The sequence below is a fragment of the Methylovulum psychrotolerans genome, from assembly GCF_002209385.1.
Taxonomy (GTDB): Bacteria; Pseudomonadota; Gammaproteobacteria; order Methylococcales; family Methylomonadaceae; genus Methylovulum; species Methylovulum psychrotolerans.
The window spans coordinates 4,319,414-4,334,075 of record NZ_CP022129.1 but is presented as its reverse complement, the minus strand read 5'-3'; the positions used below and the strand labels follow the sequence as shown (position 1 = coordinate 4,334,075).

17 protein-coding genes are annotated in these 14,662 nt (G+C 52.6%); 11 read left to right on the top strand and 6 right to left on the bottom strand.

Annotated features, from left to right (window positions below; translation table 11 throughout):
• Positions 1 to 737: 737 nt before the first annotated feature.
• From CEK71_RS19480 to CEK71_RS19455, 7 genes are all read left to right on the top strand, one after another.
• Entirely contained in the window at positions 738 to 2,381 is a 1,644-nt protein-coding gene (locus CEK71_RS19480) for a site-specific DNA-methyltransferase (RefSeq protein ID WP_198328343.1), read from the top strand.
• Positions 2,382 to 2,386: 5 nt separating this feature from the next.
• Positions 2,387 to 4,948 carry a DEAD/DEAH box helicase gene (locus tag CEK71_RS19475; RefSeq protein ID WP_088620945.1) on the top strand — a complete coding sequence of 854 codons (2,562 nt, stop codon included), beginning with the start codon at positions 2,387 to 2,389 and terminating at the stop codon, positions 4,946 to 4,948.
• A gap of 257 nt (positions 4,949 to 5,205) precedes the next feature.
• Positions 5,206 to 6,027 (top strand): hypothetical protein, encoded by an 822-nt coding sequence (locus tag CEK71_RS19470; protein WP_088620944.1) that lies wholly within the window; start codon positions 5,206 to 5,208, stop codon positions 6,025 to 6,027.
• Positions 6,028 to 6,179: 152 nt separating this feature from the next.
• Positions 6,180 to 6,347: a hypothetical protein gene (locus CEK71_RS22850; RefSeq protein WP_157679442.1), complete on the top strand. Its 168-nt coding sequence runs from the start codon at positions 6,180 to 6,182 to the stop codon at positions 6,345 to 6,347.
• Positions 6,348 to 6,475: 128 nt separating this feature from the next.
• Positions 6,476 to 6,760 carry a hypothetical protein gene (locus CEK71_RS19465; protein ID WP_088620943.1) on the top strand — a complete coding sequence of 95 codons (285 nt, stop codon included), beginning with the start codon at positions 6,476 to 6,478 and terminating at the stop codon, positions 6,758 to 6,760.
• The gene (locus CEK71_RS19460; protein ID WP_198328341.1) at positions 6,705 to 7,061 is read left to right on the top strand and encodes a hypothetical protein; all 357 of its coding nucleotides are present in this window, start codon (positions 6,705 to 6,707) and stop codon (positions 7,059 to 7,061) included. The genes CEK71_RS19465 and CEK71_RS19460 overlap by 56 nt, the downstream gene beginning before the upstream one ends.
• 228 nt (positions 7,062 to 7,289) lie before the next feature.
• Positions 7,290 to 7,607, top strand: coding sequence for a hypothetical protein (locus CEK71_RS19455; RefSeq protein WP_088620941.1), 318 nt, complete (start codon positions 7,290 to 7,292; stop codon positions 7,605 to 7,607).
• A 54-nt stretch (positions 7,608 to 7,661) separates the two neighbouring features.
• Here the strand turns inward: CEK71_RS19455 and CEK71_RS19450 are convergent, their stop codons facing one another.
• The gene (locus CEK71_RS19450) at positions 7,662 to 7,922 is read right to left on the bottom strand and encodes a hypothetical protein (protein WP_103974446.1); all 261 of its coding nucleotides are present in this window, start codon (positions 7,920 to 7,922) and stop codon (positions 7,662 to 7,664) included.
• Between the two features lie 200 nt (positions 7,923 to 8,122).
• Between CEK71_RS19450 and CEK71_RS19445 the strand changes: the two genes are divergently transcribed.
• Positions 8,123 to 8,551 (top strand): hypothetical protein, encoded by a 429-nt coding sequence (locus CEK71_RS19445; RefSeq protein WP_088620939.1) that lies wholly within the window; start codon positions 8,123 to 8,125, stop codon positions 8,549 to 8,551.
• Between the two features lie 9 nt (positions 8,552 to 8,560).
• Positions 8,561 to 9,223 carry a glycosyltransferase family protein gene (locus CEK71_RS19440; RefSeq protein WP_088620938.1) on the top strand — a complete coding sequence of 221 codons (663 nt, stop codon included), beginning with the start codon at positions 8,561 to 8,563 and terminating at the stop codon, positions 9,221 to 9,223.
• Positions 9,224 to 9,348: 125 nt separating this feature from the next.
• Here the strand turns inward: CEK71_RS19440 and CEK71_RS19435 are convergent, their stop codons facing one another.
• The gene (locus CEK71_RS19435; RefSeq protein WP_088620937.1) at positions 9,349 to 9,657 is read right to left on the bottom strand and encodes a type II toxin-antitoxin system RelE/ParE family toxin; all 309 of its coding nucleotides are present in this window, start codon (positions 9,655 to 9,657) and stop codon (positions 9,349 to 9,351) included.
• Positions 9,657 to 9,902, bottom strand: coding sequence for a type II toxin-antitoxin system ParD family antitoxin (locus tag CEK71_RS19430; RefSeq protein WP_088621700.1), 246 nt, complete (start codon positions 9,900 to 9,902; stop codon positions 9,657 to 9,659). The genes CEK71_RS19435 and CEK71_RS19430 overlap by 1 nt, the downstream gene beginning before the upstream one ends.
• A gap of 216 nt (positions 9,903 to 10,118) precedes the next feature.
• Between CEK71_RS19430 and CEK71_RS19425 the strand changes: the two genes are divergently transcribed.
• Both CEK71_RS19425 and CEK71_RS19420 read left to right on the top strand, forming a co-directional pair.
• Positions 10,119 to 10,415: a DNA-binding protein gene (locus tag CEK71_RS19425; RefSeq protein WP_088620936.1), complete on the top strand. Its 297-nt coding sequence runs from the start codon at positions 10,119 to 10,121 to the stop codon at positions 10,413 to 10,415.
• Between the two features lies 1 nt (position 10,416).
• Positions 10,417 to 10,734 carry a helix-turn-helix domain-containing protein gene (locus CEK71_RS19420; protein ID WP_088620935.1) on the top strand — a complete coding sequence of 106 codons (318 nt, stop codon included), beginning with the start codon at positions 10,417 to 10,419 and terminating at the stop codon, positions 10,732 to 10,734.
• Between the two features lie 412 nt (positions 10,735 to 11,146).
• On the opposite strand, the gene CEK71_RS19410 is transcribed toward CEK71_RS19420, so the two are convergent.
• From CEK71_RS19410 to CEK71_RS19395, 3 genes are all read right to left on the bottom strand, one after another.
• Complete coding sequence (locus CEK71_RS19410) at positions 11,147 to 12,787, bottom strand: phospholipase D family protein (RefSeq protein WP_088620933.1); 1,641 nt, start codon at positions 12,785 to 12,787, stop codon at positions 11,147 to 11,149.
• Between the two features lie 210 nt (positions 12,788 to 12,997).
• Positions 12,998 to 13,537, bottom strand: coding sequence for a cytochrome b (locus CEK71_RS19405; protein WP_088620932.1), 540 nt, complete (start codon positions 13,535 to 13,537; stop codon positions 12,998 to 13,000).
• A gap of 214 nt (positions 13,538 to 13,751) precedes the next feature.
• Entirely contained in the window at positions 13,752 to 14,498 is a 747-nt protein-coding gene (locus CEK71_RS19395; RefSeq protein WP_157679440.1) for a YceI family protein, read from the bottom strand.
• Positions 14,499 to 14,662 lie beyond the last annotated feature (164 nt).

Below are 14,662 nucleotides of genomic sequence, written 5' to 3'. Positions count from 1 at the left end.
GATGTTTTTTTACGTTGCGCACGGGAGTTGATGCCGCCGAAACGCCAGCAATGGCAATATTTTCGGATCCTGTTGGGATATTTCGCCTGACCCTGACGGGAGCTACAAAAATGCTTTTGCTATCACTTCATGCCTGACAGGGCATTCTGGATAGGCTTGTCGGTTATTCTATCGCTTATTGTCGGCCAGTTAAAGGGGGCTAATCAACAAAAGGCCCTAAAGTTCCACGGGATTTAATGGCAAAGTGAAAGCGACCGGATCGCACCGTGACCGCGTAAAGCCTTAAAATCCGTGGTGTGGCGGGTGATCGTGACCGTTGCTTAGGCGAAAGTTGCACATGGTATAAAAACAGCCCTATAGCCGTTTAAAAGGCTTTGTCGGGCAGTTACCTGTTAAACCTACCGCATTTAAGCCTAAAAAAATAAGCCAGTAACAGGCCAAGGCGCGAAAAGGTGTCAGTAACGGCATTTTTTCTTAAAAGAAAGCCGTTACTGACACCGATTAAACCGGAAACCCCTAAACATAGGGCGACCCCAACTAAAGCGAACGATGTAGGGTATACTAAGGGATGAAATTAAATACATAAAAATTATCAGGGTTATATCATGCCAACATTAGAATTTAAGGGAAAGCAGTTTATTTATTCCCACCACCATTCCGTGCCGTTCCGTGAATTGCGGGTTGATGACGAAAAATCCCTGCCAGCGGACGGCAAAAATCCCAGCCTAGACGATAACTTGATTATTCACGGCGATAATTTACACGCCCTTAAAGCCCTGATGCCTCACTATGCGGGAAAAATAAAGTGCATTTACATAGACCCGCCCTATAACACGGGCAATGAGGGCTGGTGCTATAACGATAACGTCAATTCGCCCTTGATGAAAGAATGGATAAACAAAAACGCCAACCCCGTGGATAAGGAGGATATGCAACGCCACGACAAATGGCTGTGCATGATGTACCCGCGTCTTAAGTTACTGCATGAGTTGTTGGCGGATGATGGGGTTATTTTTGTTAGTATTGATGATAATGAGTTGTCGCACCTTATATCAATGATGAATGAAATATTTTATGAAAATCATATTGGCACTATCCCTGTGGTCAACAACATGAAAGGAAGAAACGACCAACATAATTATGCCCAATGCCATGAATATTTAGTTATCTTTGACAAAGGGAAATTTTTGTCAAAAGGGCTTCCTCTTAGCGATAAACAGCGAAAAGACTTTAAGCACACTGACCAAAATGGTGAAAAATACGCGCTGAGAGATTTGAGAAAACGCGGCGGGAACGATACGAGAGAATCGCGGGAAAATTTATACTTTCCCATGTTTTATAACAAAATAAAAAAAACTTTTTCATTAAAACGAGAATTCCCATCTGATGTGGAAATCACGCCAATAAAAAAAGATAGTGCAGATGGATGTTGGCGATGGGGAAAAAAGAAAGTTGAAGATAATCTTTCTATCCTTGAGGCCTCTTATGTACCTAAAAGTGACAAATGGAATATTTCATATCGAATTTACCTTAATAAATTGGCAGTCAATCGCGTTGAAACCAGTAATGATGAAGTAGAAGAAACCGATGATTGGGATGATGAAACTGGAGAGCCATTCGAGCGAACGACAAAAAGTAAGTCATTCTGGTGGGGGGCAGAGTTTTCAACCGATGGGGCGGGAAAGTTGCTCAAGCAAATTTTGGAGGATTCTGGAAAGGCCTTTGATTATCCAAAACCTGTAAGCTTGATTAAGCGTTTGATTTACATGGCAATGGATACTGGTGACATAATCTTAGACTCTTTTGCAGGTTCTGGCACAACCGCCCACGCCGTGTTGGACTTGAACAAAGAAGACGGCGGCAACCGTAAATTTATCCTTGTTGAAATGGAAGACTACGCGGACACCATCACCGCCGAACGGGTGCGGCGCGTGATTGGGGGCGTACCCGCCGCCAAGGATGAAAATTTAAGGGCGGGATTGGGTGGCAGTTTCACCTTTTGCGAATTGGGCAATGAAATCAGCATTGAAAAAATCCTGACGGGCGAAGCCCTGCCCGATTACGGCGCACTCGCCAGCTATGTGTTTTACACGGCAACGGGCAAAAGTCTTGACGGCGAAGCCGTGGAAAAGCCGGATTATTTCGTGGGCGAAACCGACCTGTACGAAGTCTATCTGGTTTACAAGCCGGACATTGCCTTTTTGCGCGGCAACGAGTCGGCACTGGATGACCTTAAGCTTAAGGCCATTGCGGCGCGGGGCAGCAAAAAGGAAAAGCTGGTTTTTGCCACCGCAAAATACAGGGGGCAAAAAGAGCTTTCCGCCCAACACATCACCTTTTGCCAGTTGCCCTATGCGATCCACAAAGTAGTGGGGGCTTAAGGGCGATGGAATTTAAGGACTATCAATTAAAGGTTTTGGACTATCTGGACGGTTATCTGGCCGAACTGAAAACCCAGAAAGCCGAAAAACAGGATTATTTTGAGTTCCAACGGCACAAGGGCAAGGCGGCGACCCTTCCCGAACAATCCGACTATTGCCAGCTTGCATGGCAATCCCTAAAGGCCAAGGTGGCGGTGTATCGCCCTGACTATACGGTGCGCAGTGACGGCATGGGGCGCAACATCCCTAACGTGTGCTTTAAAGTACCGACAGGCGGCGGCAAAACCTTGCTGGCGACCGCCGCCATCCAACGCATTAACCAAGATTATTTTAAGCGCAATAACGGTTTTGTGTTATGGATTGTGCCAAGCGACACCATTTATACCCAGACCAGTAAGCAGTTGCGCGATAAGGAACACCCATACCGCCAGATGCTCGACAGGGCAAGCGGGGGCAGGACGCTGATTTTAGAAAAGCAGGACAGCTTCACCGCGCAAGATGTGGAGGACAACCTGTGCGTCCTGTTGCTGATGCTTCAGGCCAGCAACCGCGACAACAAAAACACCCTAAAGATGTTTAAGGACAGCGGGCGGTTTGAGAGTTTCTTTCCGCCGCTGGACGATTACAACGCCAACAACACCCTGCTTTCCGCCGTCCCTAACCTTGACACGGCGGATTTGTTGGAGGGCGGCCATAATGTCATATCGGGCATTTCCATCCGGCACTCGCTGGGCAATGTCATGCGCCTATTGCGCCCTATCGCCATTTTTGACGAAGGCCACCGGGGCGCAACCCAGCTTGCACAAAATACAGTCAATTCGTTTAACACGGCGTTTATTTTGGAGCTTTCCGCCACCCCCAAAGACCACAGCAATGTGCTGGTGAACGTGGGCGGGCAGGAATTGAAAAAAGAACAAATGATAAAATTGCCCATTAACGTGACTTCTTACGGTGAGGCGAATTGGCAGCACACGCTTAACCAAGCCCATGCCAAAACGCTGGAGCTGAACGCCTTAGCGGCGCAATATCAGGCCGATGAAGGCCGCTATATCCGCCCTATTATGGTGATTAAGGCCGAACCCAAAAAGAAGGGCGAAGCTTACGACCATGTGGCGGCGATCAAGGACTACCTCATTAAAAACTTGAACGTGTTGGACAGTGAAATCCGTATCAAGCTTTCTGACAACAACGAAATGCGCGATGATGACCTTTTCGACAAGTTATGCCCGGTGCGCTACATCATCACCAAAGACGCATTGAAGGAAGGCTGGGATTGTTCTTTTGCCTATGTGTTGGCGATTTTGTCCAATGCCAAAAGCACAACCGCGCTGACCCAGTTTATAGGGCGGGTGTTGCGCCAGCCCTACGCCCTTGAAACGTCTATCCCGGCCTTAAACCAGTGTTATGTGTATTGCGACAATGCGGACGTGAACAGTGCAGCGGAGGGCATTAAAAAGGGGCTGGAGGATGAAGGCATGGGGGATGTGTCCGACCAGATAGCCCCTAATAACGGACAGGCAACGGGCAAGGAAAAAGTGACGTTGCAGCGGCAAGCAAGCTATCAAGGCACAAAAATTTTCTTGCCCTCGCTGAATGTTGTCCGTCATGGCTTACCCGCCCCCTTTGATTACTACGCGGATATTTTGGGTGCTGTTGAATGGGACAGTTACTGTTTTAATCTGTTGGACGCTATCGCCTTGGCCGATAAGGAAACGATGGATTACCAGCACTTGACCGTGGACTTAGAAAAAGGGAAACCGGGGCAGATTGATATTTTTACGGGGCTAAAGCAATCGGAAAAAATCAGCAACGAAATCAGCGTTACCCTGATGGTTAGCCAGCTAATGGACAAAGTGCCGAACGCTTGGCAAGCTTGCCGTATTATCGGGGAGGTGTTGTCCAGTTTGAGGGAAAAAGGCGAAAGTGAGGCGAAAATAGCCCTTAATGCCGTGTTTATCGTTGAGGAAATAAAAAAGGACTGTTTCCGCTGGATGCTTGAACAATCGGAGGCCATTTTTAGACGTAAATTGGACGAGGGGGTCGTATTCCTGCACTTGCTGGCCGAACCCTTTTCATCATTGAATTGGCAAATGGCAGAACAGATAGAGATACAGCGCAACGTCAACGAAACCGCCGTGACCTTGGAAAAAAGCCTGTTCCAACCCCAATACCTTTCCAATTATAACAAGCTGGAAAAGCCGGTGGCATTGGCGATCAACAATAAGGACGTGGTGGCATGGTGGCACAGGTTAGCGGTGAAGGGTACGGAATATTCCTTGCAGGGCTGGAGGCGCGAACGGATATACCCAGATTTTCTGGTGAAAGTGGCGGCGGGTGACGATGGCATAGAAAGGCTGTATTTTGTTGAGTCCAAAGGCGAACACTTGGAAGGCAACAAAGACACCGACTATAAACAAAAGCTGTTCAGCACCATTAACGCCGCGCTAATGGGCGATATAAAGCCCAAGGGCGAATTGAATCTGGAAGACAGCAAGGAAACCATAGCTTTCCACATGGTGTTTGAAAACGAATGGGAAAATGCGCTTAACAAGCTGTTGGTGAACTGAGTTATTGAACCACTTTTTTAACGGCGAAACCAAACGCGGCGGGCATTATAAAGGCTTTTTTGGTGGGCAATGGCTTTGGGTTTCTTAACAAAAAACGGCTGGCTGTAGTTGTGCCATTTGATTAATGTTACATGTACCAATATGATAATTGTTTCGTTATTCAATTATATAAATGTAACTAAAAACAAGTTGATTATTGTTACATAAAACAATATGATAAACGTTTCATTATTCAAGAAACGGGCGGGGTGCTTATTATGGGCTATGACGGCAAAGGCAAGTTGGCGGTGGCCTTGGCGGCTTTATACGGGTATTCGGCCAAAAGCCACAACAAGACCGCCGAACTGGTCAAGCAAGCCAAAGACGCGCTGGGCATCACCAGCAACGCCAAGCATTTGCCCGATGATGTGAAGCTAAGCATTTACCGCTGGCACGTTGACCGGAATAACGCCGCCACCGCGATACAGACGGATATTGTGGGCGAACCCTTAAGCGATACGGCCACCATACGAGCGGAGCCGATGGCGGACAGTGCGGCAATTCAGGTTCCGCCCTTAGCGGAAAGCACCGACAGCCCAGAAACACCGGAACCCGAAGCCGCCGCACAGGTGGAACCCAGCGACCCTGTTAGCGACAGCGAGGCCGCGACCGCCACCCGCGAACCGCCACCGGAAAGCAATTGGGGCGGTGTCCGGTTAGGGGCGGGGCGTAAGCCGACGGGCAAGCAGACCGTGACGGTGCGCGTACCCGTGGAATTGGTGGGCATGATCGAGCAAGCCAAGCGCACTGGCTTGATTAACGTAACGGATAATCAAAGCGGATACTTACAGGCAAAGGTCAGTGAATTAGAAAAAGCGTTACAGTATTCAAAAGCCGATTATCAGGCCTTGGTAAAATCCCACGCGCAGCAGATCGGGGAACGTGACCGCACCATCAAGGCATTGCAACCCCAACCGCACCCTTGCCAAGGCCTTACCCAAGCGGGCGGCAAATGCCCGAACAAGGCCAGCAGGGAGGCGGTGCTGGGCAGTTATGCCGTCTATTTGTGCGCCGCGCATTACCGGAAACTGGCCGTTTAAAAGTTACCGCAAAGTTACCGCAAAAGCAACGGTACTTATTTGATTTTTTATTGTAAAAACAAAGCTTTGTCTAAGTTACGCAACAGGCACTTAAAAAATTGCCTAATGATTTCGGAAAATAAAAATGGGCGGTTTGGGTAGCGGTAGGCAATATGGCGGGCGTTGCACGGACGACTGCCAAACGCTGGATGTCAGGCACAGACCTTAACCCTATCGAACACAAATGGGCACAGCTTAAATCCATCCGCAACCAAGCACGATGTTCCGTTGACGACCTCTTCACTGGGGCGGTTACAGGACATCTTTTTATATCGGATTAGCTATAGTCTTGGCTAGTGTATTCGCGGCGGGTGTTTTGCTGGGCCTAACGGGTCGGGCAACAGGACACGCCGCCGGTTGGCGGCTTTATTTAAACCCGCCGCAATGCCCATCACCTTAGGCTACCCTTATGCGTGTTCTTCTTACCTTGTTTTTGCCGCTGCTGGTCGGCTGTGTTGCCATTGACTACCCTGCGAAATGGGCGGAACTGGCCGACCAACAACGGGCGGTGGCTTATAGGCAATTTGAGCTGTCCCGTTACGATGCGGCGCTAACGTGGGTGCGGCTGTTCGCCGGTGTCGGTGAACGTACGCGTGAAGTCCCGTTACGATGCGGCGCTAACGTGGGTGCGGCTCTCAATGCAGTCGGCGCGGCGGCTACCCGCCACTTCAGTGCATGTTGTCGAGGCTTATGATGATGCCGGGCTGTACTTTTACCGCAAGAAAAATTATAAGCAGTCGGCGCGTTATCAGGCGATTGCGGTGCTGTTGGCGATGGATAACCCGGCTCTGGCAATGATGCTCCCTACTTATCTGGAACGGCTGGGCTGGGCATGGGCAAAATTCCGGCCTGATAGCGAGTTCTTTGATATTGCGGTAGACCCGCTGAGTCTGCTGGATGACGATGCGCTGGCTTTGGCGAGAGACCCGCGTATCCGGGAGCATTTCTATGGGCAGGCTTTGGGTGTGCGGCGGGCTTGCAACGGGGGCAACTGACGCTTGTTAAGCGGCTGTTGCGGGCAAAAGATACCCACGCTCCACGCGCTGTGCGTACCGCCATGTCAGCCATTTTTTTTATGCAAAAAAAATCACTAAAATAAAAAACCATTAAGCTGCCGTTAAGCCAGGTTTTTTTATGATATGCCCGCACTGGTGATAACGGTGCGGCTTTGGGAGCCTGCCTTCTTAAGCCTCTTCCCTCTCTCTTATTTTAGGATGATTAGTATGAAAAATTTCTTGTTTATTAGTGCTTTGAGTTTGTCTAGCCTGTTCGCTTGCGTAACGTCAGCGGGGGCGGCCGAAGCACCAAAAGCGGCGGTGACGAAAGAAGCGCCAGCGGCGGAAAAGCCTAAAGCCCATCATGACAAGCACAAAACCGCCCCGGCAGATGCCAGCAAAAAACAACCTGAGCAAGCCAAGGCGCAACCGGAGGCCTTGCCGGAAGCCCAGTCGGACGCGGTTAAGGCCCCAGAGCAAAAACCTAAGGAAGTGACGGAAGCACCAGCAGAAGCACCAGCACCAGCAGAAGACGCAGCCAAATAAGCGTGTGGGGTCGGCCACTGTGGTCGGCCCCACGCAACACCTGCCCGCCGCCGCTTATCTGGACAGCGGCGGCAAGACGGCATTGTTAGGGAAATAGGGATAAGGCTGCGGGCGCACTTCGGGGCGGTTGGCGGCCTTATCGCGTAAGCCTTGGCTTTCGCGCTCACGCACTGCGCCGCTGTGGCGCGGCGGATGGGCGGCGGCAGACACACCGGGGGCATGGCCATTGGCGTGGCCGGGCTTAGGCTGCGCCTGTACCGAGACCCCAACACACAGACTGACTATCAGAACGCCCCGCCCTAGTTTTTTCATCATCAATCCCCCTCAACACATTATCGGTATCGGCGCGGTAAATGCCTATCGCCAGTTAGGCGTTACACGATACAGACGGCCTAACGGGAAAGCAACGGGATTTTAGTGTGGCCGGAGCGGTATCGGAAAATCCCCCGGTTCGGCACGCGGGCGGTTGCCTACACTATGGCTATCTGCTTCTTACGCCCAGCGAGCCCGCCCTTATGATTGTCAACCTCACCTCCACCACGCTTTACCCTGCCGACGGCAGTGATTTCAGTAGCTTTACCGGCACGGTGCTGGCCACATCCGCCGCTGCCGAGTGGAATACCGCCGACCAGGCCATTGTCCTTGGCGACAGCGGCTTTTATCGGGTCGTGGTGCAAAACAATGTCGTCCCGATAGACGGTTTTTATTACACTTACGGCAAATACGGCACTTATATCGATGCCGCGATTATGCCGCGTACCCGCTATAACTCAACGTGGGCCAACTCTTCCTTACCCGACCCTGCCCTAGATTGGCATGACGAGTTTATCGTCAACGCCTTAACCCCCGCCCAAGCCATCAGCATCGCCGTGTATTATTCGGGCGACATCTATTATCACGGCGTGTATCTGAACGCCTTAGTCACCGTCGAAAAACTGCCTTAGGAACCTATCATGAGCCTCAGCTTAACTGTTGTCACCCACACTAACAGCCGCCATCCGCGTGATGCGTCTGCCTGTCTCGCCTCGGTGCAAGCCGAGCTGACCGAGCGTTGCCGCCATGTCGTCATTCCGCTGGACACCGATTTGGACGGTTTTATCGCCGCCCGTTACGCCGCCATGCAGCTCGACGAGGTAGTGGCTTTTGTCGATGACGACGATACCATCGCCCCCGATGCCCTGCGTTTGTGTCTGGCGGCTTTGGAAGGCAATAGCTTAGGCGTGGCGTTTACCGACTGTATGGTGCAATGCGCCGACGGTATCGCCCGCCAAGGCTTGGCTTGCCAGACCTATAACGAACTGCTCCGCTACCCCGCCGCCATGCACCATCTGGTCGCGGTCAGAAGCGAATACGTCACCGCGCGGTCGTTGGCCTTGGCACAACAGCACGGTTGCGGGATTGAGTGGATTATGAAAGCCGAGGCGGCACTGACCCAGGGTGCGGTGCATATCCCCTACATCGGCTATTACTACGTCAAGCACCCCCAACAAGAGCAGCTATCCGGGCAAGCGGAAGTGCGCCAGCGCTTTGTTAAAGCCGTTAAGCCGATAGGTACGGAGCTAAAGGCTTGGGCGCGGTTCGAGGGGGCGATTGCGGATTATCATCCTGATCTGTGAGGCGGCTTTTAACCTGAAAGTGGTATTGGCTTGCTATTCAAGCTGTTGCCAACTTTTGTAAGGACGTTGAAGAGGCTCGGAAGATGTCGCCGCTTGTTCTGTTGCGCCTTACCGCGTTGCTTTTGTTAGCTGTCGTATTGGTCTTCTAAATGCCGCTGAATATCCATGCGGTTGTGCAAAAACCTGACAATAACGATGTGGTCGAACTCCACCCTATAAACAATGAGGTGTTGCTGATGGTGATGGATATGGACAGGCGGCATAAATTCATGCCGCTCCCTGTTCATTAATGGGTAGTCGGCTAACAGGTGGCAGGTTTGCCGCAAGGACTCGGCATAAGCATCCGCTTGCTGTTCACCGTGATGCGCATAACCGTAGCAGTATAGGTCGGCGAGGTCGGCGGCGGCTTGGTTAGAAAAAAGATAGCGTCCCATCAGGTGGGTTCTTTCATGCTCTGGCGGGCGTGGGCAATAATGTCAGTAAACGCTTGCTCGCTTAGGCCGCTTTCTAAGCCTTCGGTAATGGCTTTCTGTAAGGCGGCGGTTTTAGCGTGCCGCTCTTGGTCTTTGCGGATCAGATCGCGCATATAATCGCTGCTATTGGCGTAAACGCCCGTTTCAACTTGGGATTGCACCCAGTCTTTCATGGGGTCTGGTACAGATAGGTTTATGGTTGCCATTGGTTTATCCTCTTGCAAATAGCCCGGTAGGGTACGCTGTGCGTACCAAATAACACGTTGCTGTGCCGTATAAAACCACATCAGTACGCGCCCGGATTCGTTTAATGGTACGCACAGCGTACCCTACCGGGCTGGGCAAAGCATAGCACCCTGTCATGGCATTATCAACACCGCCTTAGGCTTGACATTATACGGGAATCCCGCATAATAAATGCTATGCGAACCGTCATCGAAACCCCAACTTTCCAAAAACAGGCCGAAAAAATTGGGTCTGAAGATGAGCGCATGGCGTTTATCGCCTGGATTGCCGAGCATCCCACGGCAGGCGATGTCATCCCCGGCGCGGAGGGTGCGCGTAAAGTCCGCTGGTCGGTAGAGGGCAAAGGCAAGCGCGGCGGTGTCCGCGTGATTTATTTCAACCTGACTGAGCAAGGCACGGTGGTGCTGGTCACGCTGTACCTAAAGGCGGATCAGGCCAACATCCCAGCCAGTGACATTAAAAAGGCGGTGTGACATGGACATTGAAAAAATAGCGCAGGCGATTGAGGCCGACGCGGGCATGGCGTTGGACGGACTTCGGCAGGGGCTGTCTGAAATGCAGGCCGGCATGGGCAGGGTGACGACGGCGGAACAGCTTTTGGTGCGTTCGGCGCGTGCCACAACAGGCTTGTCCCAACAGGCGTTTGCCGAACGTATCAAAACGCCTGTAGCGACACTGCGTGATTGGGAACAGGGCCGTTTCGCCCCGCCCGGCGGCGTGGTGTGCCTGTTAAGGCTTATCGTCAAACACCCTGAGCTGATTGGTGAGCTGGACGCTGCGAGCTTTGTTTGAATGCGGAATGCGCCTTATCGCTGGTTAATACTGTCAAAGTATCTCCATCGGAAATTCCCACAACAGCCCGGTAGGGTACGCTGTGCGTACCAAATAACACGTTGCTGTGCCGTATAAAACCACATCAGTACGCGCCCGGATTCGTTTAATGGTACGCACAGCGTACCCTACCGGGCTTGGGAACCTTGCTTTCCGAAGCTCTCGCTTCGGGAATTCTGGACACAAACATTTCCCGGCACCGTTCAGGTAGACCCGCAAGCGGTTTTGGCGCAGCCGCTGAGTTTTTTTAAATTCCCGAAGCAAGAGCTTCGTGTAGGCTGGTTCCCAAGCCGGAGCTTGGGAACCAGCACAAAATTTCAGGGCGGGTTTTATGAAAAACTTGAACATCGAGCGAAAAACCTGCGGATCGGCCTCATAACTCCGTATCCAGCGGCAATAACGACAGTAAGCCGGCTTTGGCTTTTTGCCAGGTGCTTCGGGAAGGTTCGGTGGTGTAGTCAATGGCTTTGCCGTGTTCTTGGGTGCGCCAGAGCAATGTTGGCGAATCTGCCGTGCCGTCCGGGCGTAACACCAGTTGGTAGGCGTTGGCGGGTTGGGTCATCGCTGCGAAACGCGCGGCAAGCTGTTCGGCCAGGACAGGGCTGTCAATGATCAGGCCAATTTCGGTATTCAGGTGCATGGAGTGTTGGTCGAAGTTCATGGAGCCTAAGAACAGCTTTTGGCGGTCGAAGACAAACAGTTTGGCGTGTAGGGCGTAATTGCCATACCGCGCTATCCGTGCCGTTTCGCCGCTGCCTTTGACGTTGCCCAATAATGAGCGTACCTCGTAAAGCTCCACCCCTTGTTCCAGCAGCGGTATCCGGTAGTGCCTATAGCCTGAGTGCGCCAATAACATGCTGGATTCGTCGACCGCCGCTTCGAGGGAGTTGGTCAAAATGCGTACCCGGACTTGGCGTTGGCGCAGGGACTGGAATAACTGCATCCCTTCGCCGTCAGGCACCAGATAGGGGGTGACCATCAATAACTCGGTGTGTACCGCCTTAATGGCATCGGCCAGTTGCCGCTCCATCAGGCTATTCTCCGCGCCCTGGGTCAGTTGCTTCCTGTCGGGGCTGTCGTAGAGCAGTTGCGCAGCCGCCCAAACCAGCGGCAACCGCCCGGAGAGGATGCCGTTAAAAGGCTCGCCGGTGGCCGCCCGCTTGCTATAAATTAGCCTGTCCGAACTGCTCGTCGGCTGGTCTTGTCCGTTTGCGGGGTCGGGTGCGGGGCTGTGGTCTGTCAGGGCGGTGGCCGGAATGGCTAAGTCGCTGTGCCAGTATTCGTCGAACGAGGCGGACAGTTTTTGCACAATGGGGCCGACAGCAAAGACATCGTCATCGGCAAATTGGCTTTCGGGGTTCATCTGAAAAAACGGGTCGCCGATATTGCGCCCGCCGAGCAGGGCGGCGGCATTGTCAACGACGAGCAATTTATTGTGCATCCGGTAATCGAGCCGGGACGCATTGGCCATGAATTCAAGGGATCGGAACAGGGTGGTGTGGCCGCGATACGCGAAGGGGTTGAATATGCGTAACTCGATCAAAGGCTGCGCATTAAAGACGTTAAGCTGCTCATCCCCGGCTCGCGTTTCGCCGTCATCGACCAGCACCCGCACGCGCACCCCGCGCTTAGCCGCCCGCAACACTGCGTCAGTGAGTAAGCGCCCGGAGGTGTCGCCCCGAAAAATATAATATTGGACATCCAGTGTCCGCTCGGCGGCATTGATCATTTGCATTCGGATACAGAAGCCGTCTGCACCCACTTGGATCATCCGAAAGCCGGAGTTAGTGCTATGTTGATGGCTCCCCGCCTTGAACTGCTGGCCTAGCCGGGTCTGTTCGGGATGGGCGAGAGCCGATGAGACGGTTTTGGGTAAGCCGTAACCGGGGGGGAGTGACGCGCAGCCATGGCACAATAATACGGCCAGGAGGATAAGCCACAAGCCCAAGTGTCCGGCTATCCAGGTTGTCTGGTCAAGCGTCCAGAACTGTAATGGCTTGCCGACCGTTGCCATTATAAAATCAGCCTATTACACGGCGGGCTTGGCGTGAAGGTCTGGATGTTTTTCATCATGGCCGCTATGCTGGCTTTATAAATGCGGATAAGTACATTGTGGCAGTAAATGCCTTTATCTGGCAAGTGTCCTGATATTGGCGAGGTATTTTTGCCGATGGGGGTATCAGTGGGGCGCGGGCAAGATGCCCGCGCTCTATGATGGTAAGCCTTAACGCCCAGGCAGCATACGCGCCAGGACATTATCTTTGTCAATAAATTGGTGCTTAAGGGCGGCGGCGAGGTGGATCAGTACCAAGCCGATGAACAGGTAGTTGAGGATTTCGTGGGTCTCTTGCAGCAACTCCCCTAAGGACGGATCTTTTGCCAGTAAATCAGGGATAGGCAACACGCCAAAATACACGGTCTGGAAACCTTTGGCTGAACTCATCAGCCAGCCTGATAGGGGCACGATCACCATCAATAGGTACAGCGCGGTATGGCCGATATGGGCGGCGGTCTGCATCAGCGGGCTGGTGGTGACGGGCAGTTGCGGTTGCCGATGGCGAAACCGCCAAACCAGCCGTAATAACACCAGCAAAAAGGCGCTGACCCCTAGCCATTTATGCCAGGAATAGATTTTGAGTTTCCACGGCGACAGCGGCAGGTCGGCCATATACAGGCCGATGCCAAACAAGCTAATCAGTAATAACGCCATTAGCCAATGCAGAAACATGGCGGGTGCGTTGTAGCGTGGTTGGGTAGTGGTCATGGTCATTTCCTGGGTAGTGGATATAAAAGGGAAGGGGCGTGGCTTTAGGAAGGCGGATAAAATAAGTCTGGTCAATCTATTGTGCGGCGGTTTCGTCTTTGGAGGGGCGGGCAAGATGCCCGCGCTCCGAGGCCGCTGCCGTTTAAGGTTTGCCGGATTTATTTCCTGGCCGTTCCTTAATGGGGTATTCAGTATCAGGCGGCAAGGGCTTGCTCTAGGGTCGGACAGGCACACCTTGTAGGGTAAATTCAACCACCAGTTCATCTTGCACCGCCAGCATCCCGCCTAATACCGAGTATGGCTGCGCCCCAAAATCGCTTTGGCGTAACACTAACGCGCCAGTGACGCTAAGGCGTTCGGGCAAGCCGTCTACATTGAGGGGCAGCCACATTTCGCGGGTTTGCCCGTGCAGTTCGACTGCGATTTTTGCCGCAAACTTCGGCGCTTCCCCGGCAATTTGCAGGGAATGGATGCGGACGAAGGGGAAGGCGGTGGCTTGCATATTGTCTGCGCCCAGCATGTGTTCGCGGGTGGCGGCTATGGCTTCGGGCGATAATACGGCGGCAAAGTTGCCGCCTAGCCCGGCACGGTGCTTAGGATTGTCCAGCACCAATTGGTCGAGGCGAAATTCCAAATCAAAGCACGAAGCTGGCGCACCGCTAGTAGGCCAGTTAAAAAAACCGGTAAACACGGGGGCGGACAGGACGTGGTTATGGCCGAGTTTGGCGGCACGGCCTGCGCGGAAAGCGTAGATCAGCACTTGGGAGGCATTAGGGTCTAAGGCAAACACTTTACCGCCCGCTTGTCCCCATTGGGCATACCGTGCTTGCATGTCCGGCGCTTGACTATGTTGGTCGGCGGCGCTATCCGATGGGGTGGTGGTTGCTAATGTGCTACAGCCGCTTAGGATAAAGGCGGCGGTTATGTGCCGCCAAGCCATCAGGGGGTTTTTTATCTGCATTTGGCTTCCTCTGAGTAGGTGTGCTTTAACTAACCTCATCCCTTGTTTCCTGAGCGGCCTTGCGGTGCCGCTCAGGGAACGCGGAGCTTGGGAGGGGGTTAGGTTAAATGGTTAATGGGCGGTTGCTCAATGTGTGCCGCCCGATTTTATTGGCTATACGGACT

Bases quoted from the DNA above. Each gene is read 5' to 3' on its own strand.
- CEK71_RS19395 (WP_157679440.1), bottom strand. From the start codon at position 14,498: ATGCAGATAAAAAACCCCCTGATGGCTTGGCGGCACATAACCGCCGCC.
- CEK71_RS19470 (WP_088620944.1), top strand. From the start codon at position 5,206: ATGGGCTATGACGGCAAAGGCAAGTTGGCGGTGGCCTTGGCGGCTTTA.
- CEK71_RS19440 (WP_088620938.1), top strand. From the start codon at position 8,561: ATGAGCCTCAGCTTAACTGTTGTCACCCACACTAACAGCCGCCATCCG.
- CEK71_RS19435 (WP_088620937.1), bottom strand. From the start codon at position 9,657: ATGGGACGCTATCTTTTTTCTAACCAAGCCGCCGCCGACCTCGCCGAC.
- CEK71_RS19475 (WP_088620945.1), top strand. From the start codon at position 2,387: ATGGAATTTAAGGACTATCAATTAAAGGTTTTGGACTATCTGGACGGT.
- CEK71_RS19450 (WP_103974446.1), bottom strand. From the start codon at position 7,922: ATGATGAAAAAACTAGGGCGGGGCGTTCTGATAGTCAGTCTGTGTGTT.
- CEK71_RS19445 (WP_088620939.1), top strand. From the start codon at position 8,123: ATGATTGTCAACCTCACCTCCACCACGCTTTACCCTGCCGACGGCAGT.
- CEK71_RS19465 (WP_088620943.1), top strand. From the start codon at position 6,476: ATGCGTGTTCTTCTTACCTTGTTTTTGCCGCTGCTGGTCGGCTGTGTT.
- CEK71_RS19430 (WP_088621700.1), bottom strand. From the start codon at position 9,902: ATGGCAACCATAAACCTATCTGTACCAGACCCCATGAAAGACTGGGTG.
- CEK71_RS19425 (WP_088620936.1), top strand. From the start codon at position 10,119: ATGCGAACCGTCATCGAAACCCCAACTTTCCAAAAACAGGCCGAAAAA.
- CEK71_RS19455 (WP_088620941.1), top strand. From the start codon at position 7,290: ATGAAAAATTTCTTGTTTATTAGTGCTTTGAGTTTGTCTAGCCTGTTC.
- CEK71_RS19460 (WP_198328341.1), top strand. From the start codon at position 6,705: ATGCAGTCGGCGCGGCGGCTACCCGCCACTTCAGTGCATGTTGTCGAG.
- CEK71_RS22850 (WP_157679442.1), top strand. From the start codon at position 6,180: ATGGCGGGCGTTGCACGGACGACTGCCAAACGCTGGATGTCAGGCACA.
- CEK71_RS19420 (WP_088620935.1), top strand. From the start codon at position 10,417: ATGGACATTGAAAAAATAGCGCAGGCGATTGAGGCCGACGCGGGCATG.
- CEK71_RS19410 (WP_088620933.1), bottom strand. From the start codon at position 12,787: ATGGCAACGGTCGGCAAGCCATTACAGTTCTGGACGCTTGACCAGACA.
- CEK71_RS19405 (WP_088620932.1), bottom strand. From the start codon at position 13,537: ATGACCACTACCCAACCACGCTACAACGCACCCGCCATGTTTCTGCAT.